This window comes from Nostoc foliaceum FACHB-393 (assembly GCF_014698505.1).
Lineage (GTDB): Bacteria > Cyanobacteriota > Cyanobacteriia > Cyanobacteriales > Nostocaceae > Nostoc > Nostoc foliaceum_A.
On sequence record NZ_JACJTD010000082.1, the window covers coordinates 1 to 22,850 of the forward strand.

Consider the following 22,850-nt stretch of genomic DNA (forward strand, 5'->3'; position numbering starts at 1 on the left):
TCCATCTATTTCTCTATCTATGTTTAGCCACCAGCTAGAGTACGGCGAAATTACTCGTTATGGAAGTCTGCGCCTCCTTTTTTCTCTGCTTCAATTTCTTGTACTCAGACTTTTGTCAGTCAATCAGCTTCCAAAGTTTTCCAGATGAAGAATTTAGAGAAGTAACACTTCATCGATTCAAGCCCTGTGATCAGCTATGTGGGTTTACTACGGTAGATGACCAAGGTGGAAACGACCAACTTTATCTTTCAGGGGATGGTATTTTTGCTTTCAAAATGCAAGATGGGGAGAGCCAACCTACCAAATCGGTGATATCTGAAAGCGGTAGGGGTGTCGTTTTTTCTAAAATAGAAGTATCTTCCAACAGCAACGAAACGGCAATCTGGACAATTGGTGAAGTAAACGGCAAATCAGGATTGTATTACCTAACGAATAAATTCTATGAGTCAGCTAAACAAGTAAATACCGAGAAATGGACGGCACCGCTCCAAATGCAAGATGCTATCGAAGAATTTTCAAGCATAAAGGGCGATGCGTTTACTAATCAACTATTCTTGCTTGGCAGCGACGAAAATACACATGCTCTTATCCATTTTTGGCAAGATGAGGAAACGACTAGCTGGCACGAGCATCCAGTAGTACTGCAAAACTTGGAAGAGTTGAAAAAAGTAGAAACGTTCACAGTAAATGTTCAGTTTAAATCTGATGGTGCTATGTTGTCATTTCATGGAGAAAAAGTAAGTATTTCTTCTGAAGCCAATCTACTGATTTATATCGGTGGAAATAAAGTAGTTATAGGTCCTCAAAAAAGCTATGAAGCGATGGTAGAAGACGATTATATCAATATAATCTATCCAACCAAAAGCATTGCTGCTTCACATCTTTACATTGAAGCGGACTTTCTTCTAAGCAAAGTAACGATAGATCCAGCGCATAAACTAAAAACGGAAATCAAGGTTAAGTTTGGCGATAAGGACACGTTGAAAAATGCCAAATTACCAAACGGCAAACTCTTAATTGACAGTTCTGTTAGCGATAGTGATTTAGAGCAGATTATCAGTGTAACTAATAAAGCCTATGAACATATAGACCAATTAGATGGAAGTCAAAATTTGGCAACACCTAATGCTGTACAGTTGGCAGTAGTTGCAGCAGCACAAATGAAAACTCACAGTATTACTTCAGATATTGGCAATGCCTTTGGAGACATTTGGCATTCCATCAAAAAAGGGTTTGTGGAAGTTACTGAGTTTATTACCGAAAAAGCGAAAGATGGAGTGAAGTTTATTATCAAAATTGGCAAGGAAGTTTTTGAGTGGGTGTCAAAAGTAGTTTCTGACGTGTTCCATTTTTTAGAGTGTATCTGGGAAAAAGTCAAGGTATTCTTTAAGGACATGTTTGAGTACCTTGCCTTTTTGTTTAACTGGGAAGATATTCTCCATACTAAGCGAGTGATGAAGCAGTATCTTTCTAATATCATTCTTGGACTAGCAGATGAACTGGGTAATATCAGGAAAAAGACCTATGACTACTTTGAAGAGGTAAAAGAGAGAATTGAGGATATTAAAAAGGAAATAGATTTCAAACAGCTTAACGATCAAAACCTGAATGAGTTAAAAGCTTCAAATACCAAGAACGACAAAATCGATCCTCGTGCTAATTGGATTGGGACGAAAAAATCCTACATCACAAACTCAAAAGCACAGCAACAGGTAGCTTCAGCAGTGCCGATTAGTTCCATAGCAATACTCTCATCAGCCTCTGAATGAAAAGCTCGTCAAACATTTCGAGGTTTTAGGTCAGCAGTTTACAGATGCTTTCTCAGATTTGTCGAGCAAGTTTATAGATGTAATACATGGGAACATGAAAATTGGAGACTTATTAGAGTATTTAGTATTGACATTATTAGAACTGGGTATAGCAGTTGCCCAGGAAATAATAGACCTGATTTTTGAAATTTTGGAGGTAGCCATACGCAGTGTCGAAAAGATATTGAATACTTCTATAGATATTCCTTTCTTCTCCTACTTATATAAAAAAGTAGCTGGAGACGATTTAAGCATAAACGATTTAATTTGTTTGCTTATCGCTATTCCGATGACAGTACTCTACAAGATAGGAGAAGGAGAAGCTCCATTCCAAGATGACAATGAAAGGCAAAAATATGTTGACGCTGGCAAGTCAATTTTTAAGTTAACTGTTTAAAGGGGAAATAGTGAGATGAGTAATACATCCTTCAAAATAAATGGGTATGTGAGTGCAACTACGACAATTGTGAATTCTTGGTTTCTCCTCCCTAAAAAAACGATAGAAATAGCAGATCCTGCAATTCCAGATGCTGGCATCATTGAAACAATAAGCTCAGGAATTAGTGTTATTTCACTAGCGACAACTTACATGTATCAGTATGACAAGTATATAAAGCTAAGTAAATTTTCAAAGTGGTTGATATTTGGCTTTGTTACTATCCATCTCATAACTTTGAGTTTTGTGGTTTACTTACTTCTTAAACAAGAAGGTGTTAAGGATAAAGTAAGCTATGGCGTATCAAAATATTGTCTCCCTATCCTATATGTAGTAGCAGGCATTTTTTATATCATTAGCATGACTGTCAACCGTGACAAAGTATCTGCTTACAGAATTTTGAATGTTATTAATGACTTTTTGAATTTAGCTGACTTTGGGCTTATTCATGAAACTATTAAAACACAGCCTGAAATCTATTATCCTGTTCACGGGATTCGTGTGTTATTGAAGAATGCAGAGGGTGCTACGCTGTTGGCAGAAATAGCTGGTACTAAAGAAGAGCCTGGAACTCAACCTGCTTTAGCTTAGTTTGGAAAGTTTATTATGGCGGGAGAATCCCACGTTTTCAAGCGGATCAAATATATAATAGTCTATTGAGTTAGGCACAGCGATGGGCAAGGACTTGAGGTACATTTTCTTGCTTCTACTGCGCTCGTCAAATCTCACATTTTTTTCTGAAACTTCTTCCCAAATTGGGCTTCCAGGTTTATATGGTGGCTAGTCGTAGCTCGCTACCATTGGATCTTGTTTTCCGCTTGCATCTCACGTTCATAAAATCAGTAGCTTTACTTTGTAGAAAGTGTCTACAAAGTAAAGCTACTGCCTGACGTGGATTCCCAATTGCGAAAATCAGTGTGATATTCAGTTTAGCTACTGGAGCCGAAGAAGCACTATGCATAGATATTCTGAACACGCATGATATTAAATTAGCTAGAAAATTATATCAGTTTCTTAATCCATTGGATATTCTTTTAGGGGATAGAGCATTTTACGCTTATGCTGATTTGGTTTCTATTAAAAATAGAAATTGTGATACAGTTTTTAGTAAACACCAAGCCCGAAAATCCACGATGCGAAAAGGTAAAATAATTGGATCAAGTGACAAGTTAGTAACTTGGCATAAACCTAAAAAATGTTCGCAGGGATTGAGTAAAGATAAATTTAATGCTTTACCCTCAACTATAACTGTACGAGAGATATATTATATTGTTGTTCCTGGCTTTCGCACTGAACGAGTTAGCTTAATTACTACTCTCTCAGATACAACAGCTTATTCTACTCTAGATATTGTTGGGCTTTATGGTCAACGTTGGGACGTTGAACTAGATTTAAGACATCTTAAAACTACTCTGGGGATGGATATTTTGCGTTGTAAAACTCCCTCAATGGTACGTAAAGAAATTTACGTTTAAATGCTTGCTTACAATCTACTTCGCGGTTTGATGTGGTCGGCAGGTACTAGTTACACTACTCCTCCGTTACGCAAATCAAAAGCAAGGTACTCGCCATCATTTAAATAACTTTATTCCCGAATTATTAGCCGCAACTTCAACAAAACGTCTTAAAATTTATCGTATTTTACTAAAAGTTATCGCTCACAAGGCTGTTCCTGACCGTCCTGCTAGAAACGAAAACGAACCACGAGTCCGTAAACGTCGCCCGAAAGCTTATCCCTTAATGACCAAACCCCGGAACGAATTACGAAAGCATCTGCAAACTGCTTAATACACATGCGTTTCAGCTTTTCTTAGTGCCATTCGTTATTGTATGGTTGTTGAATAAATATTTGGCAAGTTCATGTCCGGCGCTGACAATAGACTGCCCGTAGTCCAAAACTGTCTGTACATCAAACAGTGAGCCTTGGATTGCATTAACCATGACTGTATATAGTGTTGATTTTCACAAAAAATTGGCGTAGCCCTTGTTGTCACGCCAATGCAAATTGAGCTTTATTGATTGCGAATTGGAATTTATTTTTTCTACACAGAAGCGATGCCTGCGCCAAGGGCGAACGCAGCCCAATTCGTGCGTTCGCCCTACAGCCCTTTGGGCATCCTACGGCAGGCGTTGGCGCAGCCATCACTCTTTCTGATAAACCAAGCTGTGGATTATGCCACAGACTTCTTGCCAGAGTCAGAACGACGAGTCGCGGCTTTGTTGGTAGGTTTGCTAGATTTCTTGGTTGTGGTGGATTTCCTGGTTGCCCTAGCTTTTGGTTGTACTCCTATTGCTGGTGGTAGCAGCCTTAGCGAGGGGAACGGGAGTATAACTGGTTGAATTTCGGTAGAACTGTTGTGAGACTCTAGCTCTAATGTCCAGGGGTCAGAAATTTCCTCAAACTGTTATGTAACGAAGGGAATTTGTTGAGGTTCGACTTCTGGTTGTTCGGTGTTAGATAGTGGTTCAACTTGAGTTGCTGTTACTGTGGATTTGGAACTGGTATTGGATTGTGCAATTGCAATAGCTGGTAATGGCACAACATAAAGTCCATCGATAAAATCGAAAATCAACAGAGCAACAAAGCTCATCACAATAACTTCAATAGCTTGGGTAAGTGTTGATTGAATATCCATTGTATTTCTCCAAAATTTTTGTAATGTTCACAAAAGTTACGCGAAGCGTTACCAGCCTCGTAATCAAGTGCCAGACGCATACAAGAAGTTTCAAAAAGGAATATCTTCAAAGAAATTCATGGGTTGACTGAAGCTTGAAGGGGTGCTTAAGTCTCGGACTATTCTACAGTTTTCTGGATGCCAACAAGTATCACTTAAATGTTTTATCAAAACAGAATACATGCGTCAGTCGCCAGAAAACAGACATGAATTTTGTGCGACTAGCGGATGAATCAAGGGCGTTTTTTGCACCCCCACTAAATCGTTCGCGCTTGCGTCTCTGAAAGAGAAGATTTAGTGGTGCAACAATGAGCGTGGCGGGTCTGAATCCCCCACTGATTGATTCTGACTCCTGAATTCAGAATAGCTGAATTCTTCTTCAATTAGCCATTACTCAAGTTTATTTTGTAGCTCTGAATCGTTCTGAATAAACTCTTTTTCTTCACTTGTCCAAACTCTTTGAATCGCGTTAGAGACAGCTTCAAAAATGAAGTCTTCTAATTGTTTCGGATTCATTTGGATGTATCAGTTCAATAATTTTCGCTCTCTTTCTCGCAAAGCGATTGCCTGGGCGTGGGCGCTTGAGGAATCGTACAGAAACTTGTGTAGAATACAAAGCAACACATGGGTAAAACTTCTGCTAATGCTCGATTACGTCAGTGCAGCAATGGCATTTTACGTCACAATGCTCCCAGTACAAGAGTGGATATTGGAATTCCGCCTTGGTTATCTGGGCCGTTACTGGAGCCTGATAAGTGTTGCTGGCTTATTAATTGGCTTTTTGCTCTGTGCGCTGATATTTACGCCATTGATCATTAACATGACGCTAGATCCGTTCAGATATCCAGATCATTTGGTTATGAGCGCGATCGCGGCTGTCATCTTTGGTGCAATACTCTGGCTAGGACAGTTGCTAATACTGCGACAGACTGAGATCACACCTAGAATTTTCGCTCTGATCAATACAGTAGTTGGAATTTTTGTCTTCTCTGTATTGGTATGGTTTAATCAAAAAAGTTTGCAGTGGAGTGGTGGCCCGATTGAAGGCTGGAGAACCGGACTCATCTTTCTAGTGGGTGGTACAGTTACCGGAGCCGCGACGGGCAAGGCTTTGGATTTCTACTGTTGGCGAATCGAGCAGCGATTAATCAGAATTGAGAAGGAGAGGGTAGACCAAGAAACCCAAGAGCGGGAAAGGCTTTTGAAAGAAAGAATTGAGAAGGAGAAATTAGCGCAAGAACGCCTAGAAGCAGAGATGGCAGAACGGAAAAGGATACAGCGAGAGGCGGCTCAAGAGGAAGAACGTTTATGGTACGAGAAACACGGGAAAGATTATGCAGATTATGCAGATTATGAGGATGAGGAGGAAGATGAGGATTATGAGGAAGAGGAAGAAGAATAAACTCAATTCTCCATCAAATTGTAAAATCAGAAATAGAAAAGCTGTTTTTCATGACTATCGAGATGATACTGCCATAAATGCTGGGCAACTTTTGGTTTAATGGCGGATTTTAAAAGTCATTATCAGTAAAGGGAACTATGGATGGTAAAAACCTTTGAAAAGATGGGTAAAATTGTAATCTTGCTGCACAATCATCTGTTTGTGATATTTCTAGCTCGATTGGTTGCTGATTTTTTTCATCAAAGAGCAACTGGATTTGATAATGTGTCCAGAACTGCTCACCTAACTCATCTTCTAAATCGAAAAGTTGTTCTTCATCGCCCCAAATATCTGACCAAAGAACTATCCGATTAGCACGAAAATGATTTTGACCTTTTTCATCTCCAACTACAAAATATACTTCGACATTTAACTCAAATCCAAACTCATCAAGGTCTGGTTTTTTGATTTCACAATTAACCACAATTAAACTATCAGGGTTAACATTCACCATCTGCTGATGTCGTTGTAGTAATTCTTGAAATACATAATCAGGTAAGAGCTTTGAACTCCCTTCTAATGCAAGTTTTTGAGTATCAGGAGAGTAGCGAGTTTTTAATTCTTGAGTTATTAAGCTTAAGATTGCACCTGTGGCTAAATTGACAACTATCTTTTTATTTGAAGAGTTGAGGACACATCCGTGATTTAGATTAAAATATTTTTCAGTTGCCATGTTTATTTAAAATCCTTCTATTTTGACGCTTGAGATGATGCTTGAGGAATATCTTATGTGTCAGCGACTTGTGTTTGTAATTCTATATTATTATTGAAACAAAAGCAGGCGGTGGGACAAATTCTTACTCAAAAACATCAGTAATCATTTCGCCTGGTGCTGCTAAGATTGGGGGTATGTCCAAAAAAAACGGCCAAATAAGCGATCGCTGATTTCGACTGTTTAACATTACGAAGAATCAAAAAGCCCGTGTCAGCTTTGCAATTGAATCGGACAGAAGTCGTTAACTATACCTTTAACGTGAGATGCGTTGCGCTTAGAGAACTCAGCCAAAGCCTGAATCATCGCCTCGTCGCCTTTAATTTCAACCCCAGCCATCAGATTCATCCAGTCCCAGCCGATGACGCATAAACCACGCGGTAGAATGGTTACTCGAGTCTGTGCAGATTAGCTAATCGCTCCCTTTGCCCCTATCGTGTTCCACAACAACAGTCGGCTGTGTCACAAATTCTCGCCCCCGATCATCAGCGACCATTTCAAGGGGTGCGGACAATATTGCTTCAAGTGCGACAATTTTCTTAATCAACTTACCCCCGTCATCTTGCTCAACCAGTTCAGGGGTAACGCTCATGCCATAAGTATGAACACGTAACTGTTCATAGCATTAAAATGAAGCGTGAAAATACCATTATTTAAGGATAATAAATCATGTCTGCAAGAATATCTAGTAAAACACGAGATAGCTTGACAATAATGTATTTGATGAAAACTATTTTTATCTGTACAGTTGCAATCTGCACAATTTGCGTTTACCCGATTAAGACATTAGCAGCAGAAAAACCTATTGCAATTTTTCATGCATTTGATCAGCAGTACAGTGAGCTTGAAAAGTTTGTATGTAAAATAGGGAAGCAAGGATATTCTCACATTCAAATTTCTCCAGTTCAAAAATCTAATCCGGCTCCAGAATGGTGGGCACGCTATCAACCTGTAGACTACAGCATTATTGAAGGTAGAGGTTCACTGTTCAATTTAAAAAAGCTTATTAGTCAAGCTCACAGTTGTAATGTCAAAGTGATTGCTGATGTTGTTTTCAATCACATGGCGAATTTAGATGGCAATGATGAGTTTGAAGATTTAACGAAATTTCCAGGTCTTTTTATAAGTGATTTTAATTCCGACTCAAACCATCCAGGTCAAAAATCTTGTAGCATTAATTATAGTGATGGCAACAGAGATTCAGAAATTAATTGTTGGTTAGGTGGGCTTCCTGATCTGAGATTTACCAATAACGTTAAAAAAATTCAAAAAGCTCATTTAAAAAAATTGCTAAATTTAGGAATTGATGGATTTCGGTTTGATGCTGCCAAGCATCTGCCAGTAGATGTTGTCAAAGAGTATATCAGCTATGTAAAGGAACAAAGTCAAGGGAAAGCATGGAATTATGTTGAGGTAATTACAGATAGAGACACCAGTGCAGAAGATTATAACTGGATTGCTGCTGTCACAGATTTTGCTCTCTACAATTCAATTAAAAATGCCTTTAGCTTCGGTGGGGATTTGCGTTCGCTGCGAATTTCCACAGGCATAAACGATTTGCATAGCATTACCTTTGGCAGAAACCACGATACTATCCGCGAGATTAATTCCAATGCCATTAACCCCTATAGCGATCCTTCTGATTCTTTTTTAGCAACAGCCTATGTCCTGGCGAGAGAAAGTGGTACTCCTTTAATACTGAACTGGGATAATAGAGATTCTTCTTTTATCAAACATGGTGTAAAATTCCGTCAGATTATGCATCAACGAGGAAATCAGGGAAAAAATATCAAAGAAAATATTTTAACAGGCGTTGATAGCCCGACTGTATTGCTAATGGAGCGAGGCAGTGAAGGATTTTTTGTTGTCAATAAAGGGGAGAATAAATTTAATATCCCAGTACTGGATTTGACCTTAACAAATTTGGATGGATGTTATCGGGAACTCCGTAATAACTTTACTGTTGCTGTTGAACATCGAGAGCAAGGAAAAAAATTTATAACTCATTGGGTCAGTTGGAATAGAGGCGGTATGGAAGTTAAAAAACGCGATGCACTCTATTTTATTCGAGAACCTTTTAATCAATGTCAAGTATAGACGCTTCCTCCATCTTTAAGAGGATGTTTGAAAAGCTCAAAATATCTATAGTTCGCTATTCTGAGCGTCACCAAGTAAAAGGAAGAATCCTAATTTTTCGTTGCTCAGGCTTGGGGACGTTACTTTTGATACAAAACATACTTTTCAAACGCCCTCAAAGAGAGTAGAGAATTTCATGCAATACCGAATAGCAATGATGAAGTTAGATATTGCTCTGATTAAGGCTGACCAAGAAAGTCTCCTTTGCCAAGTTCGACACCGCAATGCCTAAGAATGTCATAGGCTGTTGTGACATGGAAATAAAGATTTGGTAAAACAAAATATAGGAGAAATGGCATTCCTTGAAAAGAGAGAGTTTTGTCACGCATCTGCAAGGTAATTTCTCTATCTTCTGAACCGTCAATTTGCTCAGGTTTAAACGTATTTAAATGAGAAATAGTTTTTTGAATGCGGTCAATAAGTTGAGGAAAAGTAGTTTCATTGTCCTCGAATTTAGGTGGTTCTATTCCTGCTAACCGTGCAGCACCTCTATTGACTATATCAGAGGCAATTTGCACTTGTTTTGAGAATGGAAACATATCTGGGGAGAGACGACTATTGATCAACACAGAAGGATCTATTTTTTTTGTTTCAGCATAAGCAGCACCTTTTTCAAGAATGTTTATAAGGTTATTCAGTGTGCGAATAGACACGGGTATTAAAGCTTGGTACATTGAAATGGTCATTGAGATTTCTCCAGAAAAAGTTCAAAGGACTTTGAGCCGCCCCATCTAATATTAGGGGGTATTGACTGTGATATTGTGTCAAAGAATATGGAAGCGAATTTAGTCACAGATCCAAAGATACTAAATGTTTTGAACGAACTTATACAACGGGAACCGATTTTTCATCGTCCAGAGTTGGGGAGGACACGTGCTGACTTTGAGCAGATGACGGAAAGTACATTTTGGGAAGTGGGTGCGTCGGGTCGGCGTTACAGTCGGCAGTATGTGTTGGATGAGATGGAGAAACGTTATGCCAGCCCAGAGGAAGACACATGGCAGACTCGTGACTTCCATTGCCTTGAGATTGCCGCCGAAAACTACTAGTTCGCCAACCCAAAATTGCGCTTGTGGAGGTCGGCAGAGGAGCAGGGGAGCAGAGGAGAGGCAAATACCAAGTTCTTTCCCCTCTGCCCCTCTGCCCCTCTGCTAACCACCTTTGCATTGTTTCCTTGGCAGACTACTACCTTGTAACCTATACTCTGATTCAGGGTACTCGCATTACCCTACGCTCAACTATCTGGCGACAGACACCGCAGGGTTGGAAGATTGTGTATCACCAAGGAACCGTCGTAGAAAATGCCTAAATAGAATGTTTACACTATGTACCGATATGAACTCTCGATATGCTACCTGACGTTGGTGTGCGACTAGAATTTTAGTGAGGCTCATAGACACCCGCCATAGTTAATAATCCCTGGATGCTGGATAAGAGTTAGTTCTTTTTACTTGGGAGGAACTGACCTTTTAGCGATCGCTTTCTGTGCCCAACTTTCTCACGCCATCCATCCATTCAGTCCACTGTGGGGCATTTGTCACCAATTGAGCAAACTTTTGGGGGTAAGCATCCTCAAACTCCAGCATCACGCCGCGACACTCACCACTCTTGCCCAAAGTATTGCCCATCTTCTCCAACAGCGATGGCGCTGTTTCGCCCGCTCTCTTGCGATCGCCAGCCATAAGCAGAGGCTAAAAATGCTTTTAAAAACCTCTTAGTAAGAAACTTTAGAACTTAAGTTTTTACTTGGGTTGCCACAATGGAGTTGTATCAAGGTTTTCAGCAGCAGAGACGGTATTTCTAACCTACGCCTGTACGGTTTACACCTCTTCATCTTTTGTAAAGATATCGTAACATTTATTTATATAAAACAATATTTGCTTAACTTAGCAAACTCAAATAAAAGCTATGAACCAACCCATTGAATTATCTTTAGAACAAGAATTTAGCCTTAGAACTTTTGCGGATCTTGTGCAGCAAATGCCCAATCGACCAACGTAAGCCAATTTCAAATCAATCTTGGCAAGTAACTTCTGAGCGATTGCTACTGGGGTCAGTTTTTCCGAGATACTGACATTCAAGTAATTCTTGATAACAACATACCGATGCGTTACAGCCAGTGCCTTAAACTCCAGCATCTTCTCATCACTTCCACGCAACTGAACGTTTGGTGTAAGAAACTGTAATAGATTCAGGCTTTCCAGTAACAACACAGCAGGTAATAGCTGCCCCTTGTTAAAATCTGGTTTCCAAATCGAATTCTGCCCAGCCTCTAACTGCGCCTTAGCTCGTTTCGCATCACGGTTGGTCAGAAACTCTCGCCCCAGTGTCAAATAATAGTGCATCCGCAGTTGGGGATACCAACCGTCGTCATCTTTCTCGACCAAATCAGGGGTTACATCAATTTCGTAGCGACAGGATAATTCGGCTTTACGCTGCTGATGTCGTTCGGTTTTCGTTTTCGCCCGTTTGTCTTGCAGTTTTTTCAGTTCAGTTGGGGAGAGTTCATCAGAATCCGCGATGCCTACGGCGGGCTACGCCTACGCTTCACATTCAGCAGCATACAATTCAACAGATGCCGCCTTAACCGACTCGATAACTGCCCCACTCTCATCATCGTCAGCATCGATAATGGTGTACCCATCTTCAGTCAACAAGGTAAACAGCTTGATATTCCCACAACTCCAGTGCGACAGCCGTATTGTAGAGTGCGTCAAATGCCGGTTGATATCACTGATGGAGAAGGAGAGATAATTTCAAAGTCTCAAAGTCTCTTTCCCAGATAGGGAGACGTTAAAAAACCCGGCTTCAACAAAGTAAGCCGAGGTAAGCACTTATAAAAAATGACAGTTAAACCTTAGCCCTGGATAACAGGGGCATTGAAAGCTACTGGTGCTGCTTCATCCGCAGCCAAATCTAGAGGGAAGTTGTGAGCATTACGCTCATGCATTACTTCCATACCCAAATTGGCACGGTTAATTACATCTGCCCAAGTGTTAATTACGCGCCCTTGGGAGTCAATGACAGACTGGTTGAAGTTGAATCCGTTCAAGTTAAATGCCATCGTGCTGATACCCAAAGCAGTAAACCAGATACCAATCACAGGTAAAGCTGCTAAGACAAAGTGCAGCCATCGGGAGTTTTGGAAGCTGACATATTGCCAAAAGAGCCGTCCCAGATAGCCATGAGCCGCAACGATGTTGTAGGTTTCTTGTTCTTGACCGAACTTATAGCCGTAGTTTGCAGATTCGGTTTCGCTAGTTTCACGAACTAAGGTAGAAGTCACCAAAGAACCGTGCATCGCAGAAATTAAAGCACCACCAAACACACCAATGACACCTAACTGATGGAATGGATGCATTAGGATATTGTGTTCAGCTTGGAACACCAACATAAAGTTGAAGGTTCCAGAAATACCCAAAGGCATACCATCAGAGAAAGAGCCTTGACCAATGGGATAAATTAAGAAGACAGCAGTCGCAGAAGCCAGAGGAGCGCTATAAGCTACACAGATCCAGGGACGCATTCCCAAGCGGTAGCTCAACTCCCATTGTCGTCCCATGTAGCAAGCGCAACCAATTAAGAAGTGGAAGATTACTAGCTGGTAGGGCCCACCGTTGTAAAGCCACTCATCTAAAGAAGCTGCTTCCCAAATCGGGTATAAGTGTAAGCCGATCGCATTTGAAGAAGGAACAACCGCACCAGAGATAATATTGTTGCCATAAATTAAAGAACCAGCAACAGGCTCACGGATACCATCGATATCTACGGGGGGTGCAGCAATAAAGGCGATGATGAAGCAAGTGGTAGCTGTTAGCAGGGTGGGAATCATCAGGACACCGAACCAACCGATGTATAGACGATTATCAGTGCTGGTGATCCACTCACAGAAGCGCTCCCAGACATTGGCGCTAAAGCGTTTTTGTAAGGTAATAGTCATAGTTTAGAATAATTTCAAGGATTTTGTTGATGATTTAAAGTTGTTGTTCGTTGGGAATCAACAACTGATAGCATCTTAAAAAAGTTGCTAAATATTTGCAGTAACTAATAGTTATTCAAAGTTACAAGTTGAAGTTAACTTTAGTAAGCAACCTCTGGGTAAATGACTGTCGAAGAAGCCTTAGCCATTGTTGAAATAATTCTGGGAAAAACACCTTTAAATGACTTGCAGGAAATTATTTTTCGACAGTCATGGGAACAGAAAACGTATCCAGAGATTGCTGAAAAGTTTGGTTATGATGCCGACTACATCAAAATTGTTGGCTTTCGACTCTGGAAAATGCTCTCCAAGGCAATGGGTGAGAAAGTTACTAAAGATAACCTCCATTCGTCTTTGAGAAGATGGTGTTATCGTCAGAAGAATACTGGAGAAATCAAGCCTGATAATCCCATCAAAACTTATCAAGACTGGGGTGAAGCGCTCGACGTTTCGATTTTTTACGGACGTTTCCAAGAAATTGCCACCTTAGAGCAGTGGATTAATCAAGACCGTTGTCGGTTAGTGGCACTATTGGGCATTGGGGGAATTGGTAAAACTTCTTTATCTGTGAAGTTGAGTGAGAAACTTCAGGAAAACTTTGAGTATGTTATTTGGCGATCGCTTTATAATGCCCCCACTATTGAAGCATTACTCACTAGCTTGATTCTAGTTCTCTCTCACCAACAGCAGGGAGATTTACCCGAATCTGTCAGCGATCGCATTTCTCGACTGCTTGCCTATCTCCAAAAACATCGCTGTCTGCTTATTCTCGATAATGCGGAGACAATCTTAACCAGTAATGAGGGTCGAACAGGTCAATATCGCTCTGGTTACGAAGGGTATGGTGAGCTTTTTAAGCGAATTGGTGAGTTTCGCCACCAAAGTTGTTTAGTGCTGACGAGTCGAGAAAAGCCTAAAGAGGTGGCGGTACTTGAGGGGGAAAAGTTGTCTGTTAGAACTATGCAATTATCTGGTTTATCAATCGCTGAGGGGCAAGCAATTTTTAGCTGTAAAGGTAGCTTTATTGGAGCGATTGATGAATGGCAAACTTTAATTCAATCCTATGCAGGTAATCCACTGGCACTGAAGATTGTAGCAACGACCATCCGGGATTTATTTGATAGCAATATTTCTAACTTTCTTGCTCAAGGCACTGTTGTCTTCGGCGATATTCAAGATTTGCTAGAACAACAGTTTCAACGTTTATCAGGGTTAGAAAAATCAGTTATGTATTGGTTGGCAATCAACCGGGAACCTGTAAGTTTTGCCGAAATACAGGATGATTTATTATCCTTAATTGCGTCTTCTCAACTTTTAGAAGCGTTGTCAGCTTTAGAAAGGCGAAGCTTCATTGAGAAAGGTAGTGCTTTATTCACGCTACAGCCTGTGTTGATGGAGTACATTACTAGTCTTTTCATTCAACAGGTTTGTGTTGAAGTTGAAACTCAAAACATTTCTCTTTTCAAAAGCCATGCACTGATGAAAGCGACGGCGAAAGACTATATCAAAGAAATTCAACTTTACTTAATCCTCAACCCTGTAATTAAAAAGTTACTTTCTTTGTTCGGAAGTGCAAATCGGATTGAAGCTCAACTGATGACAATTCTGGCATCACTTCGCGGCAAAAAATCAATGGATGCTGGTTATGTGGGCGGAAACACGATTAATTTACTTCATCAGCTGCAAATGGATTTAAGCGATCGCAACTTTTCTAGTTTGACGATTTGGCAAGCTGATTTAAAAGGTGTGAATTTACACCAAACCAATTTCGCCTACTCAGATTTAACGAAATCTACTTTTACAGCAAATCTCAGCTATACCTTTACACTAGCAGTTAGTCCAAATGGCAATCTTCTGGCAATCGGGGATACCCTTGGTCAAATTTCCCTATGGCAAACAACAGATGGACAGCAATGCTTAACCTGGGAAGCACACACAGGTTGGGTGCGTTCTATTGTATTTAGTGCCGATGGACAAACCTTATTTAGTGGCAGTGATGACCAAACTGTTAAACAATGGGATCTCACAGGTCGATGCCTACAAGTATTCAGGATGCACACAGGCTTTGTTTGGTCTGTAGCCCAGGCTCGGCAAGAAAACTATTCAGTTCTTGCCAGTGGTGGTATGGATCAAACGGTTAAATTATGGGATATTCAGACAGGGGAATGTCTGAAAAGTCTTGAAGGACACACAGATTGGATCTGGGCGATCGCTCTGAGTAAAGATGGTAAAACTTTAGCAAGTGGTAGCGCCGACCATACTATCAAACTTTGGCATCTCAATACAGGTGAGTGCCAGAGAACACTGCAAGCACACATGGGTATTGTGTGGTCTGTAGCATTTAATGCCAATGACAAAATGCTGGTAAGTGGTAGCGCTGATGGCACTGTGAGGATTTGGGATTTAGAAGCAATGCAGTGTTTGCAAACTCTCCAAGGTCATACAGGCCATGTCTGGTGTGTAGGTTGTAGTGTTGATGGTCAAACGCTAGCAAGTGGCAGTGCTGATACAACAATTCGCTTATGGGACATTCACACTGGAGAATGTGTGAAAACTTTGTCAGGGCACACCCATACAGTGCGATCGCTGACATTCACTCCAGATGGAAAAACCTTGATTGCCAGTGATGATAACCAAACTGTTAAGTTCTGGGATATCCCTACAGGACAGTGTTTCCGAACTTTTCGCGGACATGGTAGTGGTGTGTGGGCATTAGCGACCTCTCCACTTGATGAAAATGACCGCAGGCAAGTCTTAGCCAGTGGTGAAGACCAAACAGTTAAATTATGGGATATTCATACAGGTAAGTGTATCAAAACCTTTACTGGTCATACTAATTGGGTACGAACCGTAGCTTTTCATCCCCAAGGTAATACCATTGCCAGTGGCGGTGCAGATGAAACAGTGAGAATTTGGGACATAGAGACAGGAGAATGCCTGCAAGTCTTGCGGGGTCATAGAAATTGGCTACTTTCAGTTACCTACAGTCCTGATGGACAAACTTTAGCCAGTAGTGGTAGCGACAAGCAGGTACGGATTTGGGATGTCAAGACAGGTGTTTGCCTGGGTGTGTTATGTAATCACACTAATATTGTCTCATCACTTGTTTATAGTCCTGATGGCAAGATGCTAATTAGTTGCTGTGCAGATTCCCTAATTCGAGCTTGGGATGTTGCTACAGGCGAATGCTTGAAAATTTTTCGTGGGCACACAAACGGCGTGTGGTCCGCTAAATTTAGTCCAGATGGGCAAACCTTGCACAGTAGCAGTCAAGATGCAACCATCAAAATTTGGGATTTCAAGACTTGCCAATGTCTAAGAACCTTGGAAGGACATACTGATGCTGTGATCAGTGCTGCCAGTCTTGATGGTTGTCTGCTGGCAAGTGGAGGAACCGACCAAACCGTGAGAATTTGGGATATGAAAACTGGGAAGTGCTTGAGAGTATTGATTGGACACACACGATGGATTTTTGCGATCGCATTTATCCATTCTCCGGTTAAAAGTCCAATTCTTGCTAGCAGCAGTGAAGACCAGACCATCCGCTTATGGAATGTCGAAACAGGTGAATGTCTGAAAATTCTCAGAACTCCTAGACCTTATGAAGGCATGAATATTACAGGGGTCATCGGTTTGACGGAATCTGTGCGATCATCACTTTTGGCACTAGGAGCTATAACAGAAGGTTCTTAAATAAATGTCGGGCGAGGTTGTGTATGTGCCAGATGGTTAGGCTGTGGCATTGCAGAAGATGATGCGGCGATTTCCCCGCGATCAGTAATACCAATTCTTCTTTCATTAGGCAACAGATTCTTTCTCTTGAAAGTGCTACTAGTTTAAGTTTATTAATTCCGAATTCGATTTTATATAAGCCACACCTATATCAGCCTTGAGAAAGTTTCGTCAACCCTATGGGCTTGCTATTGTTATATAACAGTAGAAATGATTTACCGAGTTATGGTAAATGAGGTTGTGGTTTTGAACTCTCAATTAACTAATCATCAGGTCGATTTACAGGATTGCACTATTTTTTATCAGCAAAGTAAGTTGGATTCGAGTTCAACCCCTATCCTATTGCTACACGGCTGGGGAATCTCTACTGAGCCTTATCAAGAAGTGCTGGAACTACTAGCACAGCACCATACTATAATTGCTCCTGACTTGCCCAGTTTTGCAAGATCGAGTTACTCTGGTCTAATTCCTGATTACGTTAGCTATAGCAAATTTCTCCTTTCATTTTTGTCAGCTTTAGATTTACAACAATTTCATCTAGTAGGACACTCATTCGGTGGCGGGATTGCTATTACTTTATGTACACTTGTTCCACAAAAAGTCAGAAGTGTAATTCTGATAGATAGTACTGGAATTCCTACGCCATCTATACCGGAGATGATCCCGCGAAGGGCAATCGAAATGACCGCTCAACTGTTTCTGCCAAGACTCAGGTTGAAATTAGTTGATATTCCTTGGGTTTTCTCCTATAACTTGTTATTTAATACAAAAAATGTCATTCAAGGATTGCTAATTTCTTTATACGAAGATATCAGCCATCTACTACCAAAAATCCAAGCTCCTTGTTTGCTAGTATGGTCAGAAAAAGACCTAACTACGTCATTAAGTAATGCCCAAGAAATGGCGGCAATTATTCCCGGCTCTAAATTAGTTGTTGTAGAAGAAGGATTTCACGAATGGGGACTCTGGTATCCTGAGAAATTTACATCATTCATACTAGATTTTATTTGTAAACTTGAGCAAACTCATCAGGACAAACCTCCTCAAACTTAACCATCATCCTCGAAATTAAACAAGTGGGCTAGTTATCTAATTATGTTGTACGGCGGCAAATTCAATCTTTGATATCCTGATTTATCAAATAGCCCATCCTTAGCAAGCTTTTTCTTCTACTCAAAATCCGCATATTGCGGAGGACTAGCCCCAACTAGCTGAGTAATTTTAGGATATTTGCCTGATGGAACTGTGTCTGCAATGCTGATGATATCAATCTGATGCCACCAATCATCACCAAAATCGAACCAGTAACCAAAAGCATCATCTATAGATAAGCCCAAAGACGCAATTGAAGTACTAGAAACATCTCCTGTAGGCTTGGGTGTAAATCAAGCCATCCACTCAGTCCACTGCGGCGCATCTGTCACCAGTTGAGCAAACTTCTCACGGTCAAGATCCTTAAACTCCAGCATTACGCCGCGACGCTCATCAATCGTTGCCCAAAGTATTGCCCATCTCCTCCAAGAGCGATGGCGCTGTTTCGCCCGCCGTAGGCAGAGGCGAAAAATGCTTTTAAAAACCTCAAAGTAGGAAAATTGAGAGCTTAAGTTTTTACTTGGGTTGCCACAATGGAGTTGTATCAAGGTTTTCAGCAGCAGAGACGGTATTTCTAACCTACGCCTGTACGGTTTACACCCCTTCAACTTTTGTAAAGCTATCGTAACATTTATTTATATAAAACAATATTTGCTTAATTTAGCAAACTCAAAAGCTATGAACCAACCCATTGAATTATCTTTAGAACAAGAATTTAGCCTGAGAACTTTTTCTGATCAAGTGCAGCAGATGTCCCGTGAACAAGCTCAAGAATTTTTGCAGATGCTGTATAAGCAGATGATGATAAGGGAAACGACTTACCAAGAATTGCTCAAACATCAGTGGGAAGTTGGTTCAGGTTCAATCTTGGGTTAAAACAAACCTTGCTCCCGTCAACTGTAGAAAGAGCCAACACTGTTTAGTCCAAGGTGCATTTTCAGCTTCAGTCCCTTCCAACCTTGAATAACAGCACTTTCCACCAGGGTGAGTGTTTGCGAAATGTCAAAGGATATGTGTTAATTACTTTTGAAGAACCGTTTTTCAACTTAATATGTCATTAATCTTTGATTAATCTCTCAAAATTAAATAAACTTGTTTCAATTGACGTAGAAACGGCGATCGCTGGGGCTGAGATCGGGTGTACGCTGTGGGTTACAGAGTTTACATTGTATTGACCGTTGAGTAACAAAAAATTGTCTGCCAAACACGGCAATCAACAGATGATTCACGCCATCCACTCCACCCAATCAGGCGCTCTGTCCACCAGTTGAGCAAATCCATTGGGGTAAGCCTCCTCAAACTCAACCATCACCCCCCACCTTTCATCACTCGTCAGCGTACTGAGTAGCTCTTGTACCATGTCAGATTCCACAACGGCTGATGCACAATGCGAATGTCATACCATTTGCCATGTCATTTCCTGCCCCGCCCCCAAAGGTACAAGCCCAGATTCCATAAATGGAACTTCATCAGGAATGCGCCAAGTCGTTTTGGACAAGGTAATTCGCTCGGTATTACGCGGCAGTTGATAAAAATCTGGGCCATAGAAGCTAGCGAACGCCTCCAGTTTATCCAGGGCTTTCACGCTTTCAAATGCTTCGGCATACAACTCAAGGGCGTGCAGAGCCGAAAAGCATCCCGCGCAGCCACAGGAACTTTCTTTGCTGGTGCGGGTATGGGGAGCGCTATCAGTACCTAGAAAAAACTTCGGATTGCCCGATGTTGCCGCTTGCAACAAAACCTGACGATGCTCCTCCCGTTTCAAAATGGGCAGGCAATAAAAATGGGGGCAAAGGCCGCCTTTGAACAGGGCATTACGGTTAAACAACAAATGTTGTGGCGTAATTGTTGCTGCGATGGTGTTGGCAGACAGGACATACTGCACCGCATCCGAGGTGGTGATATGCTCAAGCACCACCCGCAGGTTGGGAAATCGCTGCTTGAGAGGGATTAAATGTCGCTCGATAAACACCTTCTCGCGATCGAACGTATCAACATCGTTATCGGTCACTTCCCCGTGCAGTAATAACGGCATGTCCACCTGCTGCATCGCTTCAAAGACGCGATCACCCTTTTGAATATCCGTCACACCGGAGTCTGAGTTGGTCGTTGCACCGGCTGGGTAGTACTTGACCGCTTTGATAAACTGAGATTCTTTCGCCTGGAGAATGTCGTCGGGGCTGGTGTTGTCGGTGAGGTAGAGCGTCATCAATGGCTCAAACTGTTGGCCTTCTGGAATGGCGGCGAGGATGCGATCGCGATAGCAAGCCGCATCTGCCACTGAGCGGATAGGGGGCTTCAAGTTCGGCATGATGATCGCGCGGGCAAACTGACGCACTGTGTAGGGCAGAACCGCTTTCAGTGCTGCACCGTCGCGCAGATGCAGATGCCAATCGTCAGGTCGGGTGATGGTAAGCTTTTGCATCTTTTCATTATAAAACGGCAACAAGGGCTTCATGAGAATAGGGGCGATCATCCAGATCTGGTATGGGATTAAAATAAAAAACATTAGAAGTGACTGAATCGTTCGCTTGAAAAAAACACTTATAGTGTGGAAATGTCCAAAAATAAATTAGCCAAAAAACAAAAACCAAATCGACGACGAGATAACGCTTTTTAGGTAGGGTATTCAGGAGGCAGAAACCAGCAAGGCAATAGAGATTATTTGCTCCAAACTGGGAAACTGCTCGCATAACCGACTCACAGGAACGGAATTGAAGGAACAGTGAACTACTTTGACCTACACAGCGCATAGCCAATCACAGACCACAGACCTACACCCGTCAGTAAAGTTAACCCAGACCTGCCACTGCCCCAGATAAGCGTTCCAGTCAGGCTCCCCATCAGCAACGCCCACAGCCGAGCCTATTGTGGAGACAAGCTGCTGGTAGAATTGACCTGCGCTGTCGAGTCCTTGGCGCAGTTTCAGCTTCAGACCCCTCCATCCTTGGAAAGTCGGACTTTCCACTGGCGTGAATGTTTGGGGAATATCCTGGGATTGGGTGTCAATGACTGGTGTAGTTGTACTTATATTATTAGTGACTGACACCAACTCATTTTGAAATAATTCATCTCGATTTAACCACTGTCCAAAAATCGAATCACGCTGATCATCAGGGGCAACGAATTGATAAACGCACTCCCGATTTTCACGCTTACCCAATCGACCAACATAATCCAACTTCAAATCAATTTTGGCAAGTAACTTCTGAGCGATCGCTATCGGTGTGTGTTTTTCCGAGATACTGACATTCAAGTAATTCTTGATAACGTGCCGATGCTTTACAGCCACCGCTTTAAACTCCAGCATCTTCTCGTCAGAAGAGCGTAACCGTTCCCCAGGCGTAAGCAACTGCAACAGATTCAGTTCTTCTAACAACAGTACAGCCGGCAACATTTGCCCCTTGTTAAAGTCAGGTTTCCAAATAGAATTCTCCCCAGCTTCTAACTGCGATGCAGCTCGTTTGGCATCACGGTTGGTCAGAAATTCCCGCCCCAGTGTCAAATAGTAGTGCATCCGCAGTTGAGGATACCAGCCATCATCATCTTTCTCCACAAGCTCAGGGGTTACGTCAATTTCGTAGCGACGGGATAATTTCGCCTTGCGTTGCTGATGTCTTTCGGTTTTTGTTTTCGCCCGTTTGTCTTGCAGTTTTTTGAGTTCAGTTTGGGAAAGTTCATCAGCTTGCGCGATCACCTGACACTCAGCAGTATACAATTCAACAGACGCGGCTTTAACCGACTCGATTACAGCCCCACCCTCATCGTCATTAGCATCGTCGGCATCAATAACGGTGTACCCATCCTCAACCAAACCCGCAAGCACAGACTCCCGATAGCGCCGCATCTCTACGTTAATCACAGAACCACGCTTACCCCAAGTCTGCAAAGATTCGGGCTGAAAATCCTGATCAACAAAGCTGTAATCGTCATTGTCCGCCGCCGACAACAGCGCAATGTTCGCTTGTGTTGCGACGTGTTGACTTCTGAGCAATCCTCCTATCGTTGTGGAACCATTGCCCACAACCGACATCCCCCACTCTCTCACCCAAATGTGACGGTCAACTGTCTCCCTAACTCGTGCCAACATCTGCCGCACGGAGTTAACAGGCTGCACTCCTTGAAAAATCCCCCAAACAGCATCAAAGTGTCCTCGAATATCGATGGATACCCCAGTTTCTAAACTTGGGGAGGCGATAACTAAATCATACTGGGTGAGAATTTCGTTCAGGTGAGCGATACAACCGAAAGCCGCATGAGAAGGATCAGCAACAGATTCGCTGTCAATTCGCAGAATCCGTAAATGTGGAAATTTGCGACGAAAACGTTCTTCTAAGGCTTGCGTCCCCCATTTGGATTTTGCCTTTTGAGCAGAACAGCACAATAGATGATGCCCCCCTTTGGTAATAGCTTTGTCGAGTGCGGCGATGAGATTTTTAGGGTTAGTGCCAGAGTAGTTATAACAGTTTCCGGCTATGTGCCGATAGTTGTTTACAATGACGAATGGATTAACTCGATATTCCCCAGCGAGTGATAAAACATACTTCACATCAGTATCGGAAACATCGGCGCTTGATAGATAAATCTTTCCCTGACTGCTGCCCAAAACATTCTGTACCAGTTGTTTAAGGTTTTTGAGAACGGACACACGCCGTTTTTGCACTTCCGTACCAGAGTTGAGCAAATGCCAGAATACTTGGTCGCATTCGTCGATAATAATGACATCATTTGACCAGTCATTGGGGTTGAATCGCGCCTGACTCTCTTGATGCAATGAATCAACACAGACCCCATATCCCAACAATGTGCCTGTTTCATTCGTGCGGACTTCAGTAACAT

General features: G+C 41.9%; 27 protein-coding genes and 2 pseudogenes. 14 read left to right on the plus strand and 15 right to left on the minus strand.

Translation table 11 applies throughout. The features are described 5' to 3' along the window. The first annotated feature begins 59 nt into the window (after window positions 1–59). The 4 genes from H6G92_RS33915 (at window position 60) to H6G92_RS38970 (ending at window position 3,719) form a co-directional block, all read left to right on the plus strand. Complete coding sequence (locus H6G92_RS33915) at window positions 60–1,769, plus strand: hypothetical protein (RefSeq protein WP_190900671.1); 1,710 nt, start codon at window positions 60–62, stop codon at window positions 1,767–1,769. A 94-nt stretch (window positions 1,770–1,863) separates the two neighbouring features. Then, window positions 1,864–2,205, plus strand: coding sequence for a hypothetical protein (locus H6G92_RS33920; RefSeq protein WP_190900673.1), 342 nt, complete (start codon window positions 1,864–1,866; stop codon window positions 2,203–2,205). A 15-nt stretch (window positions 2,206–2,220) separates the two neighbouring features. Beyond that, window positions 2,221–2,835 carry a hypothetical protein gene (locus tag H6G92_RS33925; protein ID WP_190900675.1) on the plus strand — a complete coding sequence of 205 codons (615 nt, stop codon included), beginning with the start codon at window positions 2,221–2,223 and terminating at the stop codon, window positions 2,833–2,835. A gap of 326 nt (window positions 2,836–3,161) precedes the next feature. Then, window positions 3,162–3,719, plus strand: coding sequence for a transposase (locus H6G92_RS38970; RefSeq protein ID WP_199345086.1), 558 nt, complete (start codon window positions 3,162–3,164; stop codon window positions 3,717–3,719). A 325-nt stretch (window positions 3,720–4,044) separates the two neighbouring features. Here H6G92_RS38970 and H6G92_RS33935 read toward each other — a convergent pair whose 3' ends face one another. Next, the gene (locus H6G92_RS33935; RefSeq protein ID WP_190900677.1) at window positions 4,045–4,185 is read right to left on the minus strand and encodes a hypothetical protein; all 141 of its coding nucleotides are present in this window, start codon (window positions 4,183–4,185) and stop codon (window positions 4,045–4,047) included. A gap of 114 nt (window positions 4,186–4,299) precedes the next feature. Between H6G92_RS33935 and H6G92_RS33940 the strand changes: the two genes are divergently transcribed. After that, window positions 4,300–4,584, plus strand: coding sequence for a hypothetical protein (locus H6G92_RS33940; protein ID WP_190900679.1), 285 nt, complete (start codon window positions 4,300–4,302; stop codon window positions 4,582–4,584). A 65-nt stretch (window positions 4,585–4,649) separates the two neighbouring features. On the opposite strand, the gene H6G92_RS33945 is transcribed toward H6G92_RS33940, so the two are convergent. Both H6G92_RS33945 and H6G92_RS40590 read right to left on the minus strand, forming a co-directional pair. Further along, window positions 4,650–4,880 (minus strand): hypothetical protein, encoded by a 231-nt coding sequence (locus H6G92_RS33945; RefSeq protein WP_190900681.1) that lies wholly within the window; start codon window positions 4,878–4,880, stop codon window positions 4,650–4,652. A gap of 429 nt (window positions 4,881–5,309) precedes the next feature. Next, window positions 5,310–5,435 carry a hypothetical protein gene (locus H6G92_RS40590; RefSeq protein WP_277926817.1) on the minus strand — a complete coding sequence of 42 codons (126 nt, stop codon included), beginning with the start codon at window positions 5,433–5,435 and terminating at the stop codon, window positions 5,310–5,312. Between the two features lie 127 nt (window positions 5,436–5,562). On the opposite strand from H6G92_RS40590, the gene H6G92_RS33950 reads away from it, so the two are divergent. Continuing rightward, window positions 5,563–6,321 carry a hypothetical protein gene (locus tag H6G92_RS33950; RefSeq protein ID WP_190900683.1) on the plus strand — a complete coding sequence of 253 codons (759 nt, stop codon included), beginning with the start codon at window positions 5,563–5,565 and terminating at the stop codon, window positions 6,319–6,321. Between the two features lie 109 nt (window positions 6,322–6,430). On the opposite strand, the gene H6G92_RS39910 is transcribed toward H6G92_RS33950, so the two are convergent. The 3 genes from H6G92_RS39910 to H6G92_RS33960 all read right to left on the minus strand — a co-directional run bounded on the left by H6G92_RS39910 (window position 6,431) and on the right by H6G92_RS33960 (window position 7,664). Continuing rightward, the gene (locus H6G92_RS39910) at window positions 6,431–7,033 is read right to left on the minus strand and encodes a hypothetical protein (protein WP_242059424.1); all 603 of its coding nucleotides are present in this window, start codon (window positions 7,031–7,033) and stop codon (window positions 6,431–6,433) included. 252 nt (window positions 7,034–7,285) lie between these two features. Further along, window positions 7,286–7,420: a hypothetical protein gene (locus H6G92_RS40595; protein WP_277926819.1), complete on the minus strand. Its 135-nt coding sequence runs from the start codon at window positions 7,418–7,420 to the stop codon at window positions 7,286–7,288. Between the two features lie 64 nt (window positions 7,421–7,484). After that, window positions 7,485–7,664 carry a hypothetical protein gene (locus tag H6G92_RS33960; protein ID WP_190900685.1) on the minus strand — a complete coding sequence of 60 codons (180 nt, stop codon included), beginning with the start codon at window positions 7,662–7,664 and terminating at the stop codon, window positions 7,485–7,487. Between the two features lie 77 nt (window positions 7,665–7,741). Here H6G92_RS33960 and H6G92_RS33965 point away from each other — a divergent pair, with 77 nt between their 5' ends. Beyond that, window positions 7,742–9,169, plus strand: a complete 1,428-nt coding sequence (locus H6G92_RS33965) for an alpha-amylase family glycosyl hydrolase (RefSeq protein ID WP_199345087.1) — start codon at window positions 7,742–7,744, stop codon at window positions 9,167–9,169. Window positions 9,170–9,387: 218 nt separating this feature from the next. Here the strand turns inward: H6G92_RS33965 and H6G92_RS33970 are convergent, their stop codons facing one another. Continuing rightward, a complete protein-coding gene (locus H6G92_RS33970) occupies window positions 9,388–9,894 on the minus strand; it encodes a DUF1993 domain-containing protein (protein ID WP_190900687.1) in 507 nt (168 codons plus the stop codon). An 87-nt stretch (window positions 9,895–9,981) separates the two neighbouring features. Between H6G92_RS33970 and H6G92_RS33975 the strand changes: the two genes are divergently transcribed. Together H6G92_RS33975 and H6G92_RS38975 are read left to right on the plus strand one after the other, a co-directional pair. Next, entirely contained in the window at window positions 9,982–10,257 is a 276-nt protein-coding gene (locus H6G92_RS33975; RefSeq protein WP_206758849.1) for a hypothetical protein, read from the plus strand. A 23-nt stretch (window positions 10,258–10,280) separates the two neighbouring features. Further along, window positions 10,281–10,517, plus strand: coding sequence for a hypothetical protein (locus tag H6G92_RS38975; protein ID WP_199345088.1), 237 nt, complete (start codon window positions 10,281–10,283; stop codon window positions 10,515–10,517). Window positions 10,518–10,677: 160 nt separating this feature from the next. Here H6G92_RS38975 and H6G92_RS33985 read toward each other — a convergent pair whose 3' ends face one another. Next, entirely contained in the window at window positions 10,678–10,890 is a 213-nt protein-coding gene (locus tag H6G92_RS33985; RefSeq protein ID WP_190900691.1) for a hypothetical protein, read from the minus strand. 226 nt (window positions 10,891–11,116) lie between these two features. Between H6G92_RS33985 and H6G92_RS33990 the strand changes: the two are divergent. Both H6G92_RS33990 and H6G92_RS40950 read left to right on the plus strand, forming a co-directional pair. Beyond that, window positions 11,117–11,191: pseudogene (locus H6G92_RS33990) on the plus strand (NblA/ycf18 family protein); the annotation flags it as partial. A 458-nt stretch (window positions 11,192–11,649) separates the two neighbouring features. Beyond that, a complete protein-coding gene (locus tag H6G92_RS40950) occupies window positions 11,650–11,994 on the plus strand; it encodes a hypothetical protein (RefSeq protein WP_190900693.1) in 345 nt (114 codons plus the stop codon). 71 nt (window positions 11,995–12,065) lie between these two features. Here the strand turns inward: H6G92_RS40950 and psbA are convergent, their stop codons facing one another. Continuing rightward, the gene (psbA, locus tag H6G92_RS34000) at window positions 12,066–13,148 is read right to left on the minus strand and encodes a photosystem II q(b) protein (protein WP_190900695.1); all 1,083 of its coding nucleotides are present in this window, start codon (window positions 13,146–13,148) and stop codon (window positions 12,066–12,068) included. Window positions 13,149–13,310: 162 nt separating this feature from the next. Between psbA and H6G92_RS34005 the strand changes: the two genes are divergently transcribed. Next, complete coding sequence (locus tag H6G92_RS34005; RefSeq protein WP_190900697.1) at window positions 13,311–16,880, plus strand: NB-ARC domain-containing protein; 3,570 nt, start codon at window positions 13,311–13,313, stop codon at window positions 16,878–16,880. 279 nt (window positions 16,881–17,159) lie between these two features. Beyond that, entirely contained in the window at window positions 17,160–17,972 is an 813-nt protein-coding gene (locus H6G92_RS34010) for an alpha/beta fold hydrolase (RefSeq protein WP_313890036.1), read from the plus strand. A gap of 116 nt (window positions 17,973–18,088) precedes the next feature. Here the strand turns inward: H6G92_RS34010 and H6G92_RS34015 are convergent. Next, window positions 18,089–18,271, minus strand: a pseudogene (locus tag H6G92_RS34015) (IS1096 element passenger TnpR family protein); the annotation flags it as partial. Between the two features lie 33 nt (window positions 18,272–18,304). Then, window positions 18,305–18,559 carry a hypothetical protein gene (locus H6G92_RS34020; protein WP_190900701.1) on the minus strand — a complete coding sequence of 85 codons (255 nt, stop codon included), beginning with the start codon at window positions 18,557–18,559 and terminating at the stop codon, window positions 18,305–18,307. Window positions 18,560–18,689: 130 nt separating this feature from the next. Here H6G92_RS34020 and H6G92_RS34025 point away from each other — a divergent pair, with 130 nt between their 5' ends. Continuing rightward, entirely contained in the window at window positions 18,690–18,887 is a 198-nt protein-coding gene (locus H6G92_RS34025; protein ID WP_163939743.1) for an NblA/ycf18 family protein, read from the plus strand. Window positions 18,888–19,108: 221 nt separating this feature from the next. Here H6G92_RS34025 and H6G92_RS40600 read toward each other — a convergent pair whose 3' ends face one another. The 4 genes from H6G92_RS40600 to H6G92_RS34035 form a co-directional block, all read right to left on the minus strand. After that, window positions 19,109–19,240: a hypothetical protein gene (locus tag H6G92_RS40600; RefSeq protein ID WP_277926820.1), complete on the minus strand. Its 132-nt coding sequence runs from the start codon at window positions 19,238–19,240 to the stop codon at window positions 19,109–19,111. Continuing rightward, on the minus strand, window positions 19,237–19,371 hold the full coding sequence (locus H6G92_RS40605) for a hypothetical protein (RefSeq protein WP_277926821.1): 135 nt from the start codon (window positions 19,369–19,371) through the stop codon (window positions 19,237–19,239). Before H6G92_RS40605 ends, H6G92_RS40600 begins: the two co-directional genes overlap by 4 nt. 36 nt (window positions 19,372–19,407) lie before the next feature. Next, window positions 19,408–20,520, minus strand: coding sequence for a dihydroorotase (gene pyrC, locus H6G92_RS34030; RefSeq protein WP_199345090.1), 1,113 nt, complete (start codon window positions 20,518–20,520; stop codon window positions 19,408–19,410). Window positions 20,521–20,751: 231 nt separating this feature from the next. Next, a partial coding sequence (locus H6G92_RS34035) for a plasmid replication protein, CyRepA1 family (protein ID WP_313890035.1) occupies window positions 20,752–22,850 on the minus strand: 2,099 nt, incomplete at its 5' end.